Below are 20,516 nucleotides of genomic sequence, written 5' to 3' on the forward strand. Positions count from 1 at the left end.
CCGCCTGCGGGAGAGGGGCTTATCTTTGGCTATTCCGGGAAAAGAGAACGCACACCACGATGCGGGCCAATCAGACCACTCTCCTCCGTGCCATGCGCAAGCCGCATCGCCTGGCCAGGTTGCTGCTGGGCACGGTGTGCACCTTCAGCTGCCTCGCCAGCTACGCCTTCCTCGACCAGGCAGCCGCGCCGCAGGGCGGCGACGGCAGCAATCCGCATCCCGTCCGCCTGCGCCTGCCGAAAGCGCAGCCGCTGAGCGCCGTGGCGCAACTCGGCAAGGCGCTGTTCTTCGATCCCATGCTGTCGGGTTCGGGCAGGCAGTCCTGCGCGTCGTGCCACAGCCCCGCGTACAGCTACAACCCGCCCAACGCCCTCGCCGTGCAGCCTGGCGGCGTGGATCTGCGCAAGGTCGGCTACCGGCCGCCGCCTTCGCTGGCTTATCTGTACCGGCAACGTCCCTTCAGCATCGGCCCGGACAGTTCCGGCGACGACGTGGCGCCCAACCTCGCTGCGCTGGCCACCGCCGCGCGCAGCGACCCGCGCGCCACCAAGCAGGCCGACGTCGCTCCCGCCGCGCCGGCGATGGTGCCGCAGGGCGGCCTGTTCTGGGACGGTCGCGCCGATTCGCTGCAGCGACAGGCCTACCTGCCCCTGCTCAACCCGGTGGAAATGGCCAACCGCAGCATGGACGACGTGGCCGCGCGGCTGGTGCGCAGCCGCTATCGCCAGACCTTCGCGCAATTGTTCGGACCGGGCATCGTCAACGATCCGCGGCAGCTCATCGACGAAGCCATGTTCGCCATCGGCCGCTTCGAGATCGAAGACCCGTCCTTCCACCCCTTCACCAGCAAGTACGACGCCTGGCTGCAGGGACAGGCCCGCCTGACGCCCGCCGAAATGCGCGGCCTGCGCCTGTTCGACGACCCCGCGAAAGGCAATTGCGCCGCCTGCCACCTCAGCCAGCCCACGCGCGACGGCCTGCCGCCGCTGTTCACCGACACCCAGTACGAAGCGCTGGGCGTGCCGCGCAACACCGCGCTGGCGGTCAACCGCGACCCGCGCTTCCACGACCTCGGCATCTGCGGACCTTTCCGCAAGGACCTCGCGGCGCAGACGCAGTACTGCGGCATGTTCCTTACGCCCACCCTGCGCAACGTGGACCGGCGCGCCGTGTTCTTCCACAACGGCGTCTACCATTCGCTGACGCAGGTGCTCGATTTCTACAATCTGCGCAGCGTCGCGCCGGAGCGGATCTATCCGCACGACACGCATGGCCAGCCGCAGGTCTACGACGACCTGCCCGCGGCGTATCGGGCCAACGTGGACACCGCCGACGCCCCCTTCGACCGCCACGCGGGCGACCCCGCCCCACTCAGCGCGCAGGACATCTGCGACGTCATCGCCTTCCTGCACACGCTGGACGATGGCTACGCGGTGCAGACGCACGGCGCGCCAGGCAGGTAAGCTGCAACGGCATCCCCGGACCCTGGCGCCGGTTTGCCGGTGCGGCCGGCTCGTGGCCGTCGGACCGGCCTTATGCATTTTCACCTTAAAAGAGCCGACGAAATTAACGCGGCTTCCACGACTTGCTGTACATTATGTAGTACAAATCATACCCATGGCCGCAAAACGCGGCCGCGGCAGGGAGAACAGGCATGGTGAAACCCGTCGTGGTGCGCAACCTGCACGGTCAGGTAGTGCAGGAACTGGGCCGGCTGATCGTCGGGGGCGAGATCGCGCCCGGGCAGAACCTGCCGCGCGAGGAGCTGCTGGCCGAGCGCATGAAAGTGAGCCGCACTGCCTTGCGCGAGGCGATGAAGGTGCTGTCCGCCAAGGGCCTGATCGAATCGCGCCAGAAAACCGGCACCCGCGTGCGCGACACCCTGCACTGGAACCAGCTCGATGCCGACGTGCTGGCCTGGCGCTGCGCCTCCATGCCCACCGACGATTTCGTCGACAAGCTGGTGGAAATGCGCGAGATCATCGAACCCGCGGCCGCTGCGGCCGCCGCACGCCGCCGCAACCCCGACCAGCTCGACCGCATCGAGGCTGCCTACGAGGCCATGGCCGCGTCGAACGACCGCGAGGAATGGTCCGTGGCGGATCTGGCCTTCCACGAGGCCGTGCTGCACGCCACGCACAACGAACTGATGATCTCGCTGTTTGCGGTAATCGAGACCGCGCTGGGCAGCTACCTGGCCCTGTCGGCGCTCAAGGCCAGCGATTTCAAGTATTCGCTGCCGCACCACAAGAAGGTGCTGGACGCCGTCCGCCGCCGCCAGCCCGAAGTGGCGCGCGAGGCGATGCAGAAGATGGTGGCCGACTCGCGCAGCAACATCCGTCGCCACGCGAAGAAGGCATGAGCGGACTGATCGCACTCGACTGGGGTACCAGCAGCCTGCGTGCGTTCCGTTTCGACGCCACGGGCCGGCTTGAAGAGACACGTGCACGCCCGTGGGGCATCCGCCACCTGCCGGAAGGCGGCTACGACGCCGCGCTGGCCGGCATCACCGCCGGCTGGCCCGCACTGCCGCGCGTGGCCTGCGGCATGGTCGGCAGCCGCAACGGCTGGCGCGAGATGCCCTACCTCGATCTTCCCGCGAATGCTGCGCAGCTCGGCAATGCGCTCGGATCCGTGCGCGCTGCCGACGGCATGGACGTCCACCTGATTCCCGGCCTGCGCGACGCGCACGGCCCCGACGTGATGCGCGGCGAGGAAACGCAGCTGATCGGCGCGCTGGTGTTGCGACCCGAGCTGAGCACGGCCTCCACCTTCATCCTGCCCGGCACGCACAGCAAGTGGGCGGTGGTGCGCGACGGCGCGGTAACCGGCTTCCGCACCCTGATGACCGGCGAACTGTTCGCCGTGCTGCGGCAGCATTCCATCCTCGGCGCCAGCGGAGCCGAGGCCGCGAACGATGCGGAAGCCTTCGCCCGTGGCGTCGGCGCCGCCCGCGACAGCGGCGCGGCCGGCGCGCTGAGCCGGCTGTTCTCCGCACGCGCCTTGATGCTCGATGGCGCCTTGGCGCCCGCGTCCGTGCCCGACTACCTCTCCGGCCTGCTGATCGGCGAGGAATTCCGCGCCGCGCTGGCCGACGGCCTCGCCCGCCGCGACGCGCCGCTGCAGCTGATTGGCGAAGCCGCCTTGTGCGAACGCTATCGCCATGCGGCCGCGCTGTTCGACATCGAGCTGCCATCGCCGATCCCCGATGCCGCCGCGCATGGCCTGTGGCAACTGGCGGCGCAGGCCGACCTCATCCATTCCAGGGAACCCAGCGCATGCTGACGCCGTGGCTCAAACCCTTGCCGCTGGTGGCGATACTGCGCGGCCTCGTGCCCGGCGAAGCCGTGGCCACCGGCCGCGCCATCGTCGATGCCGGTTTCCGCGTGCTGGAAGTGCCGCTGAACTCGCCGCAGCCGTTCGACAGCATCGCCCTGCTCGCCGAGGCGCTGGGCAAGGACGTGCTGGTGGGCGCGGGCACGGTGATGACACCGGCCCAGGTCGAAGCCGTGGCGAACGCAGGCGGCCGGCTGATCGTGATGCCGCATGCCGACACCGCGGTGATCCGCGCCGCCAAGTCGGCCGGCCTGCTCTGCGTGCCCGGCGTGGCCACGCCCACCGAAGCCTTCGCCGCGCTCGCCGCCGGGGCCGATGGCCTGAAACTGTTCCCCGCCGAGCAGTTTTCGCCCGCCGTGCTCAAGGCCTGGCGCGCGGTGCTGCCGCGCGACGTGGCAGTGCTGCCGGTGGGCGGCGTCGCACCCGACAACATGGCGCCCTGGGTGATCGCGGGCGCCGCCGGCTTCGGTATCGGCTCGGCGCTGTTCGCACCCGGCCGCTCTCTCGATGACACCGCGCAACGCGCCCGCGCCTTTGCACAGGCCTGGCGCATTCTGGATAAGCACGCATGAAGATCACCAAGCTCACCGTCTACAAGGTGCCGCCGCGCTGGCTGTTCCTGCGCATCGACACCGATGCCGGCATCAGCGGCTGGGGCGAACCGGTGGTGGAAGGCCGCGCACACACCGTGGCCGCCGCCGTGGAGGAGCTGTCGGACTATCTGATCGGCAAGGACCCGCGCCACATCGAGGATCACTGGAGCGTGCTCTACCGCGGCGGCTTCTACCGCGGCGGCCCGGTGCTGATGAGCGCGATCGCCGGCATCGATCAGGCACTGTGGGACATCAAGGGCAAGGACCTCGGCAAGCCGGTGCACGAACTGCTCGGCGGCCCGGTGCGCGACCGCATCCGCGTGTACTCGTGGATCGGCGGCGACCGGCCGGCCGATACGGCCAAGGCAGCGCAGGATGCCGTGGCGCGCGGCTTCACCGCGGTGAAGATGAACGCCACCGAGGAACTGCAGTACATCGACACCTACGACAAGGTCGAGCGCGTACTGGAAAACGTGCAGGCCATCCGCGACGCGGTGGGGCCGCACATCGGCATCGGCGTGGATTTCCACGGCCGCGTGCACAAGCCGATGGCCAAGGTGCTGATGCGCGAACTGGCGCCGTTCAAGCTGATGTTCATCGAGGAACCGGTGCTCTCCGAATACCTGGAATGCATCCCCGAGCTGGCCGCGATCTCGCCCGCGCCGATCGCGCTGGGCGAACGCCTGTACTCGCGCTACGACTTCAAGCGCGTGCTGCAGACCGGCGGCGTGGACATCATCCAGCCGGACCCCTCGCATGCGGGCGGCATCACCGAAACGCGCAAGATCGCCGCGATGGCCGAGGCCTACGACGTGGGGCTGGCGCTGCACTGCCCGCTGGGTCCGATCGCGCTGGCCGCCAACCTGCAGCTGGACGCGGTGTGCCACAACGCCTTCATCCAGGAACAGAGCCTGGGCATCCACTACAACGCCAGCAACGACCTGCTCGACTACGTCACCGACCGCAGCGTGTTCGCCTACGCCGACGGTTACGTGGGCATGCCGAAGGGGCCGGGTCTGGGCATCGAGGTGAACGAGGCCTACGTGGCCGAGCGCGCCAAGGTGGGCCACCAGTGGCACAACCCGGTGTGGCGCCATGCCGACGGCAGCGTGGCGGAGTGGTGAGCGCGATGGCCGACCGCTACGCCAGCTACCCCAGCCTGCGCGAGCGCAGCGTACTGATCACCGGCGGTGCCAGCGGCATCGGCGCGTCCTTCGTCGAACACTTCGCGCGGCAGGGCGCGAAGGTGGCTTTCCTCGACGTGGACGAAGCCGGCGCGCGGTCCGTGCTCGACGGCCTGCAGGACGCGCCGCACGCGCCGCTGTTCCTGCGTTGCGACCTCACCGATCTCGACGCGCTGCATGCCGCCATCGCCGCCGCGCGCGCGCACGTCGGCCCCATCGCGGTGCTGGTCAACAACGCCGCCAACGACGTGCGCCACGCGTTGGCCGACGTGGATGCCGCCGCGTTCGAGCGCAACGTGGCAGTGAACCTGCGCCACCAGGTGTTCGCCACGCAAGCGGTGATCCCCGACATGCAAGAGCTCGGCGGCGGCTCCATCGTCTGCCTCGGCTCCACCGGCTGGATGAAGAAGAACGCCGGCTACCCGCTGTACGCGATGGCCAAGGCCGCCGTGCACGGCTTCGTCAACGGCATGGCGCGCGAGCTCGGCCAGCAGAACATCCGCATCAACGCGCTGGTGCCCGGCTGGGCGATCACCGAGAAGCAGCGCGCGCTGTGGCTGGACGCCGAAGGCGAGGCCGAGATCGCGCGCGTGCAATGCATGCCCGGCTATCTGATGGCCGAGGATCTGGCGCGCATGGCGCTGTTCCTCGCCGCGGACGACAGCCGCATGTGCACCGGCCAGGATTTCATCGTGGACGGCGGCTGGGTATGAGCGCGCCGATGCAGGCCGTGCTCGAGGCGCGCAACACGCTGGGCGAAGGCATCACCTGGTGCGACCGCGCGCAGGCGCTGTACTGGACCGACATCCACGCCTCCACGCTGTGGCGCTACACGCCATCCGGCGGCGAGGCGAAGCAATGGCGGCTGCCCGAACGCCTCGCCTCCTTCGTGCTGTGCGAAGCGGACGGCTGGCTGCTGCTGGCACTGGCTTCGCGACTGGCGTTCTTCCGCCTCGCCGACGGTGCGCTGCACACGCTGCACGAAGTGGAACCGCAGCTGCCCACGCGCTGCAACGACGGCGCCTGCGACCGGCAGGGCCGCTTCGTGTTCGGCACCCTGCACGAACCCGCCGACGGCGGCGCGAAGCAGCCCATCGGCGGGTTCTGGCGCCTGCGCGCCGACCTCACGCTGGAAAAGCTGCCGCTGGAAGGCGTGGCGATCAGCAACAGCCTCGCCTTCAGTCCCGACGGCCGCACGCTGTACTACTGCGATTCGCTGGCACGCACGATCCGCTGCTGCGACTACGGCGACACGCTGGGCGACACGCGCCTGTTCGCCGACCTGCGCGACACCGCAGGCGAGCCGGACGGCTCCTGCGTCGATGCCGACGGTGGCCTGTGGAACGCGCAATGGGGTCTGGGCCGCGTGGTGCGCTACCGCGCCGACGGCAGCCTCGACCGCATCCTGCCGCTGCCCGCGCGCCAGCCCACGCGCCCCGCCTTCGGCGGATCGGCGCTGGACACGCTCTACGTCACCAGCGCCCGCGACGGCCTCGGTGCCGATACGCTGGCGGGCGAGCCGCTGGCCGGCGCGCTGTTCGCCGCGCAGATCGACGTGCGCGGCCTGCCCGAGCCACGCTTTGCAGGCACGCCGCCAGTGGGCGACACTCCATGAGTACCGCAGCCATCCGATAAAGCCGTACGTGCGCCATTCCACGGGGAGACATTGATGAGCATCACCAGCGCAGCACCCGCCGCCAGGCACAGCAAGGCCACCGCCATCTTCGTCTGCATCCTCGCCGCGCTGGCGGGGCTGATGTTCGGCCTGGACATCGGCGTGATTTCCGGCGCGCAGCAGTTCCTGCAGAAGGACTTCGGCATCGGCGACGACACCCTGGGCTGGATCGTCAGCGTGATGATGCTCGGCGCTGCACTTGGCGCGCTGGTCGCCGGCTGGCTGTCCAGCCAGCTGGGCCGCAAGCGCACGATGATCCTCGGCGCCGTGCTGTTCGTCGGCGGCTCCGTGCTGTGCGGCCTGGCGCCGACGCCGGAGGTGCTGATCGTTGGCCGCCTCGTGCTGGGTGTCGCCATCGGCCTGGCCAGCTTCACCGCACCGCTCTACCTCGCCGAAGTCGCGCCCGAATCGATCCGCGGCGCGATGATCTCGATGTATCAGCTGATGATCACGATCGGCATCCTGGTCGCCTTCCTTTCCGACACCGCGCTCAGCTATTCGGGCAATTGGCGCTGGATGCTGGGCATCATCGCCATCCCCGGCGCGCTGTTCCTGTTCGGTGTGGCCTTCCTGCCGGAAAGCCCGCGCTGGTTGCTGATGAAGGGCCGCCAGGACGAAGCCGAACAAGTGCTGGAGAAACTGCTAGGCAACCGCGATGCCATTGCCAAGGAAGTCGGCGAAATCAAGGAGCAGCTGAAGACGCCGCAGCGCGGCTTGCAGATGTTCCTGCAGAACACCAACTTCCGCCGCTCGGTGGGGCTGGGCGTGCTGCTGCAGGTGATGCAGCAGCTCACCGGCATGAACGTGGTGATGTACTACGCGCCGCGCATCTTCCAGGGCATGGGCTACGACACCGAATCGCAGATGTGGTTTACCGCCATCGTCGGCCTGGTGAACGTGCTGGCCACCTTCATCGCCATCGGCCTGGTGGACAAGCTGGGTCGCAAGCCCATCCTCTACGTCGGCTTCGTGGTGATGGCGATCGGTCTCGGCGTGGTCGGCAGCATGATGAAGCTGGGCATCCATTCGCACGGTCAGCAATATTTCACCGTGGGCATGCTGCTGGTGTTCATCGTGGGCTTCGCGATGTCGGCGGGCCCGCTGATCTGGACGCTGTGCTCGGAAATCCAGCCGCTCAAGGGCCGCGACTTCGGCATCGGCTGTTCCACCTTCACCAATTGGGCGGCCAACTGGCTGGTCGGCCTCTCGTTCCTGCCGCTGCTCAACGGCATCGGCCAGGCCGAGACGTTCTGGCTCTACGGTGCCTTCAACGTCGTGTTCATCGCGCTCACCTATTGGCTGGTGCCGGAAACCAAGGGCGTCACGCTGGAGCAGATCGAGCGCAACCTGATGGCCGGCAAGGCGCTGCGGCAGATCGGGCGCTGAGACGGAACCGATGACATCCAGCCGCGGCCCTCGTGAGCGCCGCGGCTGGCGGAATCGACCAAGTCCGCCCCTATTGAATGCGCGACAGCGTGGTGCCTAGCGAGCCGCACCACCATCCACCGAGAAGCGGTAGATGATGTGGCTGCGATAGGTCTGCCCCGGCGCCAGCCGGGCCGGGCCGAAGCCGGGATGGTTGGGTGTGTCCGGGAACCGCTGCGGCTCCAGCACGAAGGCATCGCCCTGACGGTAGATGCGGCCCGACTTGCCCAGGCTGGTGCCGTCGAGGAAATTGCCCGAATAGAACTGCAGGCCCGGCTGTGCGGAGTAGAGCTCCAGCACGCGACCGCTGTGTGGATCCTCCACCTTCGCCACCAGCCGCGGCGCGGACGCTTCCGTGCGGCTGATCACCCAGTTCATGTCGTAGCCATGTCCGAGCAGGAGCTGCGGCTCCTTGCCGTCGCGGATGTCGCGGCCGATCGGCTTGCCCTGGCGGAAGTCGTAGTCGGTACCGGCCACGGCGCGGAACTCGCCGGTGGGAATCAGCGTGTCGTCCACCGGCGTGATGCTGTCGCCCGGGATGGTGAGGATGTCGTCGTACACGCTGCCCGAGCCTTCGCCGCCCAGATTCCAGTAGGTGTGGTTGCTGAGGTTGACGATGGTGGGCTTGTCGGTGGTGGCGCTGTAGTCGATGTCCAGCTCGTGGCCGGCCTTGAGCGTGTAGGTGGCGGTGGCGGTGAGCGTGCCGGGGTAGCCCTGGTCGCCGTCGGGGCTGACGTACTGCAGAGTCACGCTGGGTTCGGGCGACTTCGCCACCTTCACCACCTGCCACACCACCTTGTCGAAACCCTTCGTGCCGCCATGCAGCGAGTTCGGCCCGTCGTTGATGGTGAGCTGGTAGTTCTTGCCGTCCAGCGTGAAGCGGCCCTTGGCAATGCGGTTGGCGAAGCGTCCCACCGTGGCGCCGAAGTACTGCGGCTTGGCCAGGTAATCGTGCAGGTCGGGATAGGCCAGCACCACGTCGGCGAGCTTGCCATGGCGGTCGGGCAGCGTGAGCGACTGCAGGCTCGCGCCCAGGCTGATCACGCGGGCGGTGAACCCATGGCCGTCGTCCAGCGTCACCACCTCCACCTTGCGCCCATCGGGCATGTTGCCAAAGGTGGTCTGGCTGACATCAGCCGCGCTGCACAGCCAGGGCGCAGCCAATCCCGGCAGGAAGAAAACGCAAACGGCCAGGTGCCTGTTCATCGTGCGGTCCCCGCTTCATGGAATGACATCGGGCAAGCCCGAACATCCACAAATAATAGGACATTTGGCAGGCATCCCTACCCCACTCCGATATTTCGGGCGGAGATGCGTCGGCTCGTCGCGAGCTGCCTGTCACTGCGTCGCATCGGCCGGCAACCATGTTCACTCAGACGGGTGCCGCGGCGGCGATCGTCAGGCGATGGCTGATGAAGCGCGCCGCGTCTGCCACACGTAGACCGGCAGCCCCAGCGCCAGCAGGATGAGGTTCCAGTAAGCCGCATCCGCGCCCGCACCGATCACGGCCCAGATCGAAAAGCCGAACGCGGCGCAGGCGAGCAGCGGATCGCGCAACGGCACGGGCCGGCCTTCCCGATACGCCAGCGCCACGTCCGCCATGGCGCAGAACAGGTAGGCGACCACGTTGCTCAGGGTGGTCAGCAGCACCACGAAGGTGAACATGCCGACCATGCCGCGGCTGTAGTTCGCCAGCACCAGCAGGCTGTTGACCACCGCCGCGACCAGCAGGGCCGGCACGGGTACGCCGCGCTTGGATTCGCGCGCGAAGAACTTCGGGAACAAGCCATCCTGCGCCACCGCCTGCGGGAACTGCCCGGCGATCAGCGTCCAGCCGTTGAGCGCGCCGAAACACGAGATGGCGGCGGCTCCCGCGATGAGATAGCTCGCCCAGCCGCCCCACAGGATCTGTCCCGCATCGGCGAACGGCGCCTGCGATTTCGCCAGCACCGGCGCGGGCAGCATGCCCATCACCGCCGTGGTGCAGGCTACATAGACCAGCGCCGCGATCAAGGTTCCCAGCAGGGTCGCGCGCGGGATGGTTTTCTCCGGATCACGCACGTGCCCCGCCGGGATGGTGGCGCATTCCACGCCCACGAACGCGAACAGCGTCGCGGTCATGCTGATGTTGACGGCGCTCCATGGCGAGCCCGCTTGCTTGCCCGGCGCCAGCAGATGCGGATCGAAGTGCGACAGGCCGAACAGCACCAGCGCGAGCAGCGGCGCGATCTTCAGCACCGTGGTCACCACCTGCACCACGCCCGCGCTGCGCACGCCGGCCATGTTCACGAAAGTGGCCACCCAGATCGCCGCCAGCGCGGTCAGCGCACCGAACAGCGGACTGGCGCCCACGGCCGGCACGAAGGTCGAGAGGTAACTGGCGAAGGCCACCGCGATCGCCGCGTTGCCGCCGATCGACGAGAACCAGTAAACCCACGCCACCAGGAAACCGATGCAGTCGCCGAAGGCTTCGCGGCTGTACGCATAGGGGCCGCCGGCGCGCGGCGCACGCCTGGCGAGGCGATAGAACACGCCTGCCAGCAGCATCGCTCCCACGGCACTCAACAGCCATCCAGCCAGGCTGTAGCCGCCGTAAGGTGCCAGCGTCGCGGGCAGCATGAACACGCCCGACCCGATCATGTTGCCCAGGACCAGCGCCGTGGCGGTGACCAATCCGATCTGCCGTTTGCTCACGCCCATGTTCGATGACCGCCCTTGGCTTTGTGTTGCATGTCGAGCCCGTTACCGCTCGCCGCCTGCGCGGTTTCCGAGCAGGAGCAGATAGCTCGCGGCCGACCAGCTGAAGTTCTGCGACTGGTAGCCGTTCCCCGTCAGCGGATCATAGTTCTCGCGGAACGTCGCCTGCCCGGTCGCCAGCCCTTTCGCGTTGAGCACCAGCCGGCGCGCCATCGCACCGGCCTCCTTCGTGTAGCCGTATCGCTGCAGCGCCTCGACGCCGAACAGCGACTGGTCCATCCACACCGGCCCACGCCAGTAGCCCTTGATCGGCGAGAAGTGCGGATCGTCCGCGGCCAGCGTGGGGAACGGCATCGTCGTGGCGAACTTGCGCGGATCCAGCATCGTCTTCTCGACGGCGGCGGCCTGTGCCGCCGTCGCCACGCCGGCCCACAGCGGCGCCCATCCCTCCGAGCCGTACACACGCACGAGGTCGGGCTTGCCGAGCCTGGCATCGAAGAACCAGCCCAGCTTCGCGTCGTACATGCGCGACTGGATCGCGCCCTTCATCGCATCGGCTTGCGCCTGCCACTGCTGCCTGTCCTGCGGCTTGCCCAGCAGCTCGGCGATCTGCGCCAGCTCCACGGCCTCGCGGTAGAGATAGGCGTTGAGATCGACCGACTCCTGGTCCAGCGACCACGCGTGCTCGCTGTTCTTGACCATCTTCGCGCCGTCGAAACGCACGGCGTTGTCCATGCCGCTTTCCCATGCCGCCGCAATGCGCGTGCCGTCGGTGGAACCGAATTCGGCGAGGCCATTGCGGTCGTGGTCGCGGTCCGCGAACCACCAGCGGTGATAGCGCACCAGCTTGTCGTACATCTCGGCCAGGAAGGCGCGGTCGCCGGTGGCCCGATACACCTCCATCACCGCCCAGGTCGCCAGCGGCGGCTTGCTGTCGCGCCAGTTGTCGTCCGCGCGACGGATGAAGACGCAGTCTGGCAGCATGCCGTCGGCGCCCTGATAGTCGAACATGGCGCGGATCTGCTCGCGCGCGAGATCCGGCGCGAACCAAGCCAGCGCTGCTGCGTGCTTCCACGAATCCCAGGCCCAGAAACCGTTGAAGTCGGGATTGGAATACGAGGGAACCACGCCGTCGTAGTGCACGTCGCCGCGCGCCGCGCGCCAGTTGCCGATCAAAGTAACAACGGCTTTCACGGCTACGCGTCGCGCCACGTCGTCGGATAGGCCGTCGATATGGCTGGTGGCGACGGATTTCAAATAGCCATTCCAGCGCGCACGATTGGCGTCCCACGCCTGGGTGTAATCGATCGAAGGCGGCTTCGCGTTCGCGTCGTAACGCAGCGTCTGCACCGCGTAAAGCGTGGCGGGCTTGCCGGCTTCGAGATGCAGCGGCCTGTCCAGCGCGATGCGATAGTCGTTGCCCGACACACTGACGTGATCGGCAACCAATCCATCCGCATGCACCTGCGTGATGAGCGTGGAAGGCGAGTCGGCGAACCTTTGCGTCACCGCATCGCCATCGCCGGCGAGATGGCTGCCCGGCAGCGGCATCGCACGACCGCCGATCGCCAGCTCCACATCGCGCGCCCTGTCTGCGCTCAACTCGATGCGTACCAGCGCATGCCAGGAGTCGGCGAAGAACAGCGTCTGCCGCACCTTCAGGCCGTCCGCCGAGAACGTCCGCTCCAGCGCACCCGGCACGGCATGACTCGCCGTTTCCTTGAGATCGATGCCGTTCTTCCCGCCCGCATCGCGCAGAGTCAGCGCGGCAAAACGCACACCCGCCCACTGCCCCGTGCCGAGGCTATGCACGAAGGGACCGGAGAAGCCCGTGCCCGTATCGCCGGTCCGCGGCAGGCTATAGCCCTGCCACGCACCCATGTCGAAGAAAATGTTGAAGCCGCGGTCCGTCGCCGTGCTCGGCGTGCCGTGGAAATCGAGCAGATCCTGGTACTGCGCGACGGGTTGCTCCGTTGGCGCCGCGTGCAGGCCGATCGCCATGGCCATGGCGGCCGCGAGGATCAGTGGCTTAATGAGTGAACGCATGGAACCGTGTCTCCGATTGAGCCTGCGCGTGCGGACAGTCTGCCCCACAGCTGGCCGGAAAATCCGTCGGCCCGCACCCACCGATCACGGACGTGACGGGCGATGCGGGCCGACGAGCTTCAGCAGGCGGACGTCAGAACTTGTACTTGACCTGGAAGTTCACCTCGCGGCCCTCGATGGAGCGGGCCAGGATCACGCCGCCTTCGCTGGCGAAGCCGAACAGGCGCGCGTTGCCTTCGGTGATGCCGATCTGGTTGGTCAGGTTGGTGCCGCGCAGGCTCAGCACCCACTGCTCGCCGATGTTGGCATTGGCGCCAAAGCTCAGGTCGTAGTAGCTGCCCATCGGCTGCTGCTGCAGCTGGTCGCTGAAGCGGTTGCCGATGTGTTCGTAGGTGGCCCAGAACTTCATGCTGCCCCAGCTGGTGGGGAACTCGTAGGCCGGCGTCACGCGGTACTGGATCTCGGGCTGGCGGTCCACCGTCATGCCGGAGATGCTGCTGCACTGGTAGCTGCCGTCCTGCGTCTGGTACGTCACGCAGCCCGCGTAGCGGTTGTAGTGGCCGTGCATGTAGTTGCCGCTGAGCGCCAGGGAGAAGTGCTCGAACGGCTTGAGCATCACCTGCGCGTTGACGCCGTTGGTCATCGAGCCGTAGACGAGGCTGACCAGCCCCGTGCTCAGCTGGATGGAGTACGGCACGCCGATGAACTGGCGGTGGTACACGCCGACGTCCGCGTAGATCCACGGCGCCTGGTACTTGAAGCCCATCTCGTAGTTGTGGATGTGCTCGGTCGGCGGGTTGCCGAGGTTCACGATGTCGTCGAAGCTGGGCAGGAACGCACCGTTGTTGACGCGGCCGTACAGGCTCATGTTGTCGGCCAGCTCGTAGTTGGCGCCCAACGTCCACGAGGCTGCGCCGCGGTTCTGGCCGTAGTGGGTCCAGCTGTCGATCAGGTACTCGGCGTTGTTGTTGTAGACCGTGTTGGGATTGGCGTCGAGGTCGCCCGATGCGGTGTTCTGGAAATTGCCGCCGATGTTGTCGTGCTGCCAGCGCACGCCGCCGTCGAAGCGCCACTTGCCCACCGTCCATTCGTCGGCGAGGTAGAACGCCGTGGTGGTGGCGTGCCAGTGCTCGTTGAACGCCATCCACGACGCCGGGCCGGGCGCCCAGAACAGGCCCTGATTGTCGGTGAGCTGGTAGACGTTGCCGCCGACGGTGTAGTTCACCGCGATCGGGGTCGGGTTGTTCTTCGCCTGCAGCAGCATGTTGAGGCCGTCGGCCTCGGAGTGATCCATGCCGTACACCGCGGTGTAGTTGCCGAAGGTCAGCGTGTTGCCGTCGAAGATCTCCTTGCTCAGCTGGAACTCGTTGCTGAGCGAGTGGATGCGCTTGTGGATGTATTCCGGGTTCTGCACCGAGACGTTCTGGCTCAGGTCAGCCGCCTGGCCGTTGTTGGTGTAGACCGCCGTGGCGGTGCCGCCGGCAGGCAGGCCGAAGCCGGCGACCGAGCCGGTGATGAAATCGCCCAGCGAGCTCGGGTTGGCGCCGGTGCTGTAGAACGCCGTGGTGTCCATGTTGCCGCCGACGAGGATGGCCTTGTCGGACAGCGACCAGCCGTTGTCGAAATCCAGGTCGAGGTTGGCGCCGATCACGTGCATGTCACCGCCCTGGCCGTTGGCCATGTCGATGTTCTGGCCGGTGGGCGTGCAGCCGTTGGTGAAGCAGGGCGTGGTCTGCAGGAACTGGTAGCGGTCGACGTTGCTGCCGAAGGTGCCGGTAAGCGGATTGAAGCCCGGATAGGCCGTGAACTTGCCCGCCGACGGGTTGTAGATCGGCGTGTCGGTGACCCACTGGTTCTTGTCCTTGAGGTCACGCGCGTAGAACATCAGCGAGCCGTGCTCCAGGTCGTGGCTGAGCGTGGCGGTGAGCTGGCCGCCCTTGTCCGAGGGGAACTGCGGATTGCGCACGCCGTCGGACTTGCGCCAGAAGCCGCCCACGCTGGCGTACCAGCCGCTGTTCGCGCCGAGCGGGAAACCGTAGAAGCCGTCCAGCCGCTCCATGCCTTCCGAGCCGTAGGTGATGCCGATGTCGCCGCCGGGCGTGGAGGAGCCTTCCTTCAGGATGAAGTTGGCGATCAGGCCGGGCTGGCCGTTGCCGTACAGCACCGAGGTGCCGCCCTGCACCGCTTCCACGCGGTCGATGGTGTCGTCGAGGCGGAACATCGCGTCGGTGAAGTAGTCCCATTTCGGGAACAGCGGCGAGCCGTTCATCTGCAGCGTCACGAAGGGCGCGCCGCTGTCCGACGGGAAGCCGGCCACTTCGATGTTCGCGCCGGTCTCGCCACCGGAGGATTCCGGATACACGCCGGGCGACATCTTCAACAGGTCGGCCGTGCTGACCGGGTTGAGTTCGCGGATCTGCTCGCTGGTCGCCGTGGTGATCGAATAGCTGGCGTCGATCTTGCGGATGCCGCCCACGTTGGGCGTGCCGGTGACCACTACCTGGTCGAGTGTCTGCGCGGACTTCGCGTTCGCGTCGGACGATACCTGCGCCTTGTTTTTCGCTACGGGCGCCGCCGGCGCCTGCGCGCTCTGGCCCGTCGTGTCCTGCGCAACCGCGGCACCTGACGCCAGCATGAGGCTGATGGCGGCCGCCAGAGCGCACCGGTTGATTCGCTTGCGATTCTTCATCTCGATACCCCTACCCGAATAGTTGTTGTCATGAACTTGCATGCAGGCGCCATCCCAAGCGGCCGATGTGTCGGGTGTCCATCACCTCTTCTCGCTCGCGGCTTGAGCACGCATCCCCGCCTGCAGGCTCAGGATATAGCAAAATGTTTATTCATACTACAATATGAAAATAGTCACGGGCGGCACCTGACAGAGCCGTCGCTCACCGGACGGACGGGCACGAAAATGGGGCCTTCCGGACCCATGGATCGATGCCCTCGCCCTGTCCGCGATCTCAGATTTCTCGCAGCACCGCGTCGAGTTTTTCGAGGAACTCCGCGGCGTCGCGCCGACCGAACACCACCGGCGGCTTGATCTTCAGCACGTTGTCGGCAGGGCCTTCGGTGGAGAGCAGCACGTGCCGCGCCTTCATCGCCTCGACCACCTGCTTGGCCTTGGCGCGGTCGGGCGTGCGCGCCGCGGTGTCGCTCACCAGTTCCGCGCCGATGAACAGGCCGCAGCCGCGCACGTCGCCGATGCAGGCGTGGTGGCGCTGCAATTCGCGCAGCCCCTCCATCACCAGATTGCCGACCTCGCGCGCGTTGTCCTGCAGGCGCTCTTCCTGGATCACGTCGAGCACGGCCAGCGCGATGGCGCACGACACCGGGTTGCCGCCGAAGGTGTTGAAGTACTCCATGCCGGTGACGAAGCTGGCGGCGATCTCCGGCGTGGTGACCACGGCGCCGATGGGATGGCCGTTGCCGATGGGCTTGCCCACGGTGAGGATGTCCGGCACCACGCCCTGGCGCTCGAAGGCCCAGAAATGGTCGCCGGCGCGGCCGAAGCCCACCTGCACTTCGTCCGCGAGGCAGACGCCGCCGGCGGCGCGCACGGTGGCATAGGCATCGCGCAGGTAGCCGTCGGGCAGCACGATCTGGCCGCCGCAGCCGAGCAGGGATTCGCAGTAGAACACCGCCGGGTCGAAGCCGCGCTCCCGCAGCCCCGTGATTTCCGCCGGCAGCAGGTCGGCGTACTGCTTGCCCGCGGCGACCGGATCGCGGAATGCGCCCTGATAGACATCGGGCATGTCGACCACACCGACGTGCGCCGCCTGCCCCTCGCCGCCCTTGCCGTTGAACTTGTACGGGCTCAACTCGACCATCGACGGCGAGTGGCCGTGATAGGCGTGATCCAACACAAGCACACCGCGCTTTTTGGTATGGGCACGCGCAAGGCGCAGCGCGAGATCGTTCGCCTCGGTGCCCGAGTTGGTGAGGAACACCACCGACAGCGGCGCCGGCAACGTCGCCACGAGGCGCATCGCGTACTCGACGATGTTGTCGTGCAGGTAGCGCGTGTTGGTGTTGAGCTGCGCCATCTGCGCCTGCCCGGCCGCCACCACGCGCGGATGGCAGTGCCCCACGTGGCAGACGTTGTTGACCATGTCGAGGTAGGCCTCGCCGTGCTGGTCGTACAGCCACACGCCTTCGCCGCGCACGATCTTCAGCGGCTCGCGATAGGACACGCTAAGCGTGGGATTGAGATAACGCTTGCGCAGGTCCAGCAGCTCGGCAGTGCCGCGCTCAGGCACGCCGGCAAGGACGGTTTCGGCGGCGGTGCGGTCACTCATGGCAGGCTTCCAGGAAGGGGGCGACGATGGCATGCGGATCGATGCCGGCAAGCGTGCGCAGCAAGGCGCGCACGCCCTGCTGCGACACCAGCACGAAGGGATTGTCGGGCTGTTCGCGGTGCGCGCGCGTGGCCATCAACACACTGTGGCAGAGACGCGCGACGATGAAGGCGTGCAGCTGTTCCAGTTCGGCCCGCGTCAGCGGACACAGATCGAGGCAGCCACGCACGATGGCCTGCGCGCAGGCCACGGGATCGTCCTCGTGCTGCATGGCATAGGTGCAGGCGATGGCGAGTTCGCACAACCGGAAGCTGGTGCACATGTCGCCGAAGTCGATGATGGCGTCGACCCTGCCGCCACCCTGGCCGTCCAGCGCCACGATCACGTTGAGATCGTTGGCGTCGTTGTGCAGCACGGTGATCGGCAGTTGCGTGCGCCACGCCGGCAGCTTCGCGCAGAACGATTCCGCCTGCGCCGCCACGATGGCGCGCAAGGCATCGTCCTCGATGTGGACGACCTCGTCGCACACGTCCGGCAGGCTCATCAGGTTCCAGTCCTGCGCGCGGCCCGCTGCCGGGTGGCGGAAATCCGCGAGGCCGCGGATCAGCAGGCCCACGGCCCGGCCCAGGCTTTCGTGCAATGCCGGGCGATGCGTGTGCGATACCGCAACGATGGCCTCGGCATAGGTCATGCCCGGCACGAAGCTCAGCAGGCGCACATGCCGCACGCCGTCTTCCATCGGCAGTGCCAGCAGGTGCCCGCCGTCCACGCTGGGCATCACGCGCGGCCATTGCAACGAAGGTTCGCGCGCGGCCAGGGTCAGCATGGCCTGGTTTTCCAGGTCCAGGTCGGCATAGGCCCATGACGGATGCGCCACCTTCAGCACGTAATCGCCCTGCTCCCCGCCGATGCGGAAGTTCTGGTCGGCATACGATGGCAGCGCACGCACCTCGCCACGCACGCGCCAATGCCTGTCGGCCAATGCCAGCGCAGCTTCGGGGGACACGGTGGACACGGTGGACACGGGCGAACACCCTCGTGACGGAAAGGCATATAGTATTACAAATATACACAACCTCGGCCCGAGGCCAATCCATGCTCAAACCCCTGCTCGCCACGCTGCTCGCCACTGCCGTTACCACCGCAGCCGTTGCCGCCCCGGCCGATACCGGCAATGCGCAACCCGCGCATCTGCAAGGCGCGGCGCTGCTGCACCAAGCGGAGCCGATGAGCTTCGGCGTGTATTACTACCCGGAACAGTGGCCGGAAGCACAGTGGCAGCGCGATTTCGACGGCATGGCCAAGCTGGGCTTCGGGTTCACGCACATGGCCGAATTCAGCTGGACCTATCTGGAGCCGAAGGAAGGCCAGTACGACTTCGCCTGGCTGGACCATGCCATTGCACTGGCGCACGCGGCGGGCCTGCGCGTGATCCTGGGCACGCCGTCGGCGGCGGTGCCGAGCTGGATGGGCCAGCGCTACCCGCAGGTCTACCGCGTCGACGAGCACGGCCAGCGCCACGAGCACGGCATCCGTGCGGAGGTGTCGCTGACCGACCCCACCTACAAGGCCTTCGTGGCGAAGATCGTCGCCGCGATGGCGCAGCGCTACGGCCACGACCCGCGCGTGTGGGGTTGGCAGATCGACAACGAGCCCAGCACCTTCCCCGACTTCAGCGACAGCGCGCGCAAGGCCTTCCAGGACTGGCTGCGCAGGAAGTACGGCAGCATCGACGCGATGAACGCGGCGTGGGCCGGCTCGTTCTGGAGCACGCGCTACGGCAGCTTCGACGAAGTGCTGCTGCCCAACACCACGCTGGCCGCCGAGGACAAACTGAGCCCGCACGCCGTGCTCGACCTCGCCCGCTTCCGCGCCGATACGCAGGCGCAGTTTCTCGACGACCAGGCCGACATCATCCACAAGTACGCCGGCCACCGGCAGTGGGTGACCACCGACTACACAAACGTCAGCACCGACACCGACCCGCGCCGCACGCGCGACCTCGACTTCCCCACCTTCACGCTCTACCCGGTGGCCGGCACCAACGTGCTGGGCGGCGACAGCTACGCCATCGGCAAGCCGGCGAACCTGATGGAGGCCGCCGCGTACTTCCGCCCGATCAACGGCACCTTCGGCGTGATGGAGCTGCAACCCGGCCAGGTGAACTGGGCCTCGATCAACCCGCAGCCCATGCCCGGCGCGGTCCGCATGTGGATGTGGCACGCCTTCGCCTCCGGCGCCTCGCTGCTCGCCACCTACCGCTACCGCCACCCGCTGCGCGGCAGCGAGATGTACCACGAGGGCATCGTGGGCACCGACGGCGTGACGCTCTCGCGCACCGGCCGCGAATTCACCGACACCCTGCGTGAGATCAAGGCGCTCGAGGGCAAGCTCGACCCGTCGGCCAAGCTGCCGGAACGCCTTGCCGCGCGCTACACCGGCTACCTGTGGAGCCAGGACGTGTTCTGGGATCTGGAAATCCAGCCGCAGACCACGCTGTGGAACACCTGGGCCTACCGCAACGGCTACACGCTGGCGGTGCAGACCACCGGCGCGCCGATGGACTTCATCGCCGAGGACAGCGACTTCAGCCGCTACCCCTTCCTGATCGCGCCGGCCTACCAGATGGTGAGTCCCGCGCTGACGGCGAAGTGGAAGCGCTACGTGGAACAGGGCGGCCACCTCATCCTCACCAGCCGCACCGGGCAGAAGAACGAGCTTGGCCAGTTTCCCGAAGGGCCGTGGTACGCCCCCATCCTCGACCTGATCGGCGACGACGTGGACGGCTTCGACATGCTGCCGCCCAGCGCGGACGGCGAGGTCAAGGCCGATGGCAAGACGCACGCATGGCACCGCTGGGCCGACATCCTCACGCCGCGCCCCGGCACCGAAGTGCTCGCCACCTATGCCGACCACTACTACGCCGGCAAGGCCGCCGCGACCACGCGCAAGCTGGGCAACGGCACCGTCACCATGATCGGCGTGTCCACCGACGACGGCGAGCTGGAGCGCGCGATCGTGCGCAGCGTCTACCAGCGCGCCGGCGTGGCGATCGAGGACCTGCCCACCGGCGTGTTCCACGGCTGGCGCGGCGGCTACGACTTCATGGTGAGCTACAACCCCAAGCCGTTCGATCTGCAGTTGCCTGCTGCGGCGCACGTCGTGGATGGCCAGTTGCCGCTGGCGCCGGCTGGCGTGCTCGTATGGAAGGACGACACGAAGTAGACGCCGCCCTGTAGTGCACATGCTGCCCTTTTCTCGT

General features: G+C 67.4%; 15 protein-coding genes. 9 read left to right on the plus strand and 6 right to left on the minus strand.

What is annotated here, in order from left to right; translation table 11 throughout:
* The first annotated feature begins 92 nt into the window (after positions 1–92).
* The 8 genes from IHE46_RS00945 to IHE46_RS00980 all read left to right on the plus strand — a co-directional run bounded on the left by IHE46_RS00945 (position 93) and on the right by IHE46_RS00980 (position 8,174).
* A complete protein-coding gene (locus tag IHE46_RS00945; RefSeq protein WP_192162625.1) occupies positions 93–1,463 on the plus strand; it encodes a cytochrome c peroxidase in 1,371 nt (456 codons plus the stop codon).
* A gap of 191 nt (positions 1,464–1,654) precedes the next feature.
* Positions 1,655–2,362 carry a FadR/GntR family transcriptional regulator gene (locus IHE46_RS00950; RefSeq protein ID WP_192162626.1) on the plus strand — a complete coding sequence of 236 codons (708 nt, stop codon included), beginning with the start codon at positions 1,655–1,657 and terminating at the stop codon, positions 2,360–2,362.
* Positions 2,359–3,285: a 2-dehydro-3-deoxygalactonokinase gene (locus IHE46_RS00955; protein ID WP_192162627.1), complete on the plus strand. Its 927-nt coding sequence runs from the start codon at positions 2,359–2,361 to the stop codon at positions 3,283–3,285. Before IHE46_RS00950 ends, IHE46_RS00955 begins: the two co-directional genes overlap by 4 nt.
* Complete coding sequence (locus IHE46_RS00960) at positions 3,279–3,908, plus strand: 2-dehydro-3-deoxy-6-phosphogalactonate aldolase (protein WP_192162628.1); 630 nt, start codon at positions 3,279–3,281, stop codon at positions 3,906–3,908. The genes IHE46_RS00955 and IHE46_RS00960 overlap by 7 nt, the downstream gene beginning before the upstream one ends.
* A complete protein-coding gene (dgoD, locus tag IHE46_RS00965) occupies positions 3,905–5,053 on the plus strand; it encodes a galactonate dehydratase (protein WP_192162629.1) in 1,149 nt (382 codons plus the stop codon). Before IHE46_RS00960 ends, dgoD begins: the two co-directional genes overlap by 4 nt.
* 5 nt (positions 5,054–5,058) lie before the next feature.
* A complete protein-coding gene (locus tag IHE46_RS00970) occupies positions 5,059–5,826 on the plus strand; it encodes an SDR family oxidoreductase (protein ID WP_192162630.1) in 768 nt (255 codons plus the stop codon).
* Positions 5,823–6,728 (plus strand): SMP-30/gluconolactonase/LRE family protein, encoded by a 906-nt coding sequence (locus tag IHE46_RS00975; RefSeq protein WP_192162631.1) that lies wholly within the window; start codon positions 5,823–5,825, stop codon positions 6,726–6,728. The genes IHE46_RS00970 and IHE46_RS00975 overlap by 4 nt, the downstream gene beginning before the upstream one ends.
* Positions 6,729–6,782: 54 nt before the next feature.
* Positions 6,783–8,174 carry a sugar porter family MFS transporter gene (locus IHE46_RS00980; protein WP_192162632.1) on the plus strand — a complete coding sequence of 464 codons (1,392 nt, stop codon included), beginning with the start codon at positions 6,783–6,785 and terminating at the stop codon, positions 8,172–8,174.
* Between the two features lie 96 nt (positions 8,175–8,270).
* Here IHE46_RS00980 and IHE46_RS00985 read toward each other — a convergent pair whose 3' ends face one another.
* The 6 genes from IHE46_RS00985 to IHE46_RS01010 form a co-directional block, all read right to left on the minus strand.
* Positions 8,271–9,419 (minus strand): aldose epimerase family protein, encoded by a 1,149-nt coding sequence (locus IHE46_RS00985; protein ID WP_192162634.1) that lies wholly within the window; start codon positions 9,417–9,419, stop codon positions 8,271–8,273.
* A 192-nt stretch (positions 9,420–9,611) separates the two neighbouring features.
* The gene (locus IHE46_RS00990) at positions 9,612–10,907 is read right to left on the minus strand and encodes an amino acid permease (RefSeq protein ID WP_343229969.1); all 1,296 of its coding nucleotides are present in this window, start codon (positions 10,905–10,907) and stop codon (positions 9,612–9,614) included.
* A gap of 48 nt (positions 10,908–10,955) precedes the next feature.
* Positions 10,956–12,956: a trehalase family glycosidase gene (locus IHE46_RS00995; protein ID WP_192162638.1), complete on the minus strand. Its 2,001-nt coding sequence runs from the start codon at positions 12,954–12,956 to the stop codon at positions 10,956–10,958.
* Between the two features lie 133 nt (positions 12,957–13,089).
* Positions 13,090–15,687: a TonB-dependent receptor gene (locus IHE46_RS01000; RefSeq protein ID WP_225562706.1), complete on the minus strand. Its 2,598-nt coding sequence runs from the start codon at positions 15,685–15,687 to the stop codon at positions 13,090–13,092.
* Between the two features lie 232 nt (positions 15,688–15,919).
* Positions 15,920–17,254: an aminotransferase class III-fold pyridoxal phosphate-dependent enzyme gene (locus IHE46_RS01005; protein WP_192162643.1), complete on the minus strand. Its 1,335-nt coding sequence runs from the start codon at positions 17,252–17,254 to the stop codon at positions 15,920–15,922.
* Positions 17,247–18,278 carry a phosphotransferase gene (locus IHE46_RS01010; RefSeq protein WP_192162645.1) on the minus strand — a complete coding sequence of 344 codons (1,032 nt, stop codon included), beginning with the start codon at positions 18,276–18,278 and terminating at the stop codon, positions 17,247–17,249. Before IHE46_RS01010 ends, IHE46_RS01005 begins: the two co-directional genes overlap by 8 nt.
* 71 nt (positions 18,279–18,349) lie before the next feature.
* Between IHE46_RS01010 and IHE46_RS01015 the strand changes: the two genes are divergently transcribed.
* On the plus strand, positions 18,350–20,479 hold the full coding sequence (locus IHE46_RS01015; RefSeq protein ID WP_192162647.1) for a beta-galactosidase: 2,130 nt from the start codon (positions 18,350–18,352) through the stop codon (positions 20,477–20,479).
* Positions 20,480–20,516 lie beyond the last annotated feature (37 nt).

This window comes from Rhodanobacter sp. DHG33 (assembly GCF_014843005.1).
GTDB lineage: Bacteria > Pseudomonadota > Gammaproteobacteria > Xanthomonadales > Rhodanobacteraceae > Rhodanobacter_A.

Excerpts from the sequence above, each read along its gene's own strand:
- IHE46_RS00960 (WP_192162628.1), top strand. The coding sequence starts at position 3,279 with ATGCTGACGCCGTGGCTCAAACCCTTGCCGCTGGTGGCGATACTGCGC.
- IHE46_RS01015 (WP_192162647.1), top strand. The coding sequence starts at position 18,350 with ATGCTCAAACCCCTGCTCGCCACGCTGCTCGCCACTGCCGTTACCACC.
- IHE46_RS00955 (WP_192162627.1), top strand. The coding sequence starts at position 2,359 with ATGAGCGGACTGATCGCACTCGACTGGGGTACCAGCAGCCTGCGTGCG.
- IHE46_RS01000 (WP_225562706.1), bottom strand. The coding sequence starts at position 15,687 with ATGCAAGTTCATGACAACAACTATTCGGGTAGGGGTATCGAGATGAAG.
- IHE46_RS00975 (WP_192162631.1), top strand. The coding sequence starts at position 5,823 with ATGAGCGCGCCGATGCAGGCCGTGCTCGAGGCGCGCAACACGCTGGGC.
- IHE46_RS00995 (WP_192162638.1), bottom strand. The coding sequence starts at position 12,956 with ATGCGTTCACTCATTAAGCCACTGATCCTCGCGGCCGCCATGGCCATG.
- IHE46_RS00950 (WP_192162626.1), top strand. The coding sequence starts at position 1,655 with ATGGTGAAACCCGTCGTGGTGCGCAACCTGCACGGTCAGGTAGTGCAG.
- IHE46_RS00980 (WP_192162632.1), top strand. The coding sequence starts at position 6,783 with ATGAGCATCACCAGCGCAGCACCCGCCGCCAGGCACAGCAAGGCCACC.
- IHE46_RS01005 (WP_192162643.1), bottom strand. The coding sequence starts at position 17,254 with ATGAGTGACCGCACCGCCGCCGAAACCGTCCTTGCCGGCGTGCCTGAG.
- IHE46_RS00985 (WP_192162634.1), bottom strand. The coding sequence starts at position 9,419 with ATGAACAGGCACCTGGCCGTTTGCGTTTTCTTCCTGCCGGGATTGGCT.
- IHE46_RS00970 (WP_192162630.1), top strand. The coding sequence starts at position 5,059 with ATGGCCGACCGCTACGCCAGCTACCCCAGCCTGCGCGAGCGCAGCGTA.
- IHE46_RS00945 (WP_192162625.1), top strand. The coding sequence starts at position 93 with ATGCGCAAGCCGCATCGCCTGGCCAGGTTGCTGCTGGGCACGGTGTGC.
- dgoD (WP_192162629.1), top strand. The coding sequence starts at position 3,905 with ATGAAGATCACCAAGCTCACCGTCTACAAGGTGCCGCCGCGCTGGCTG.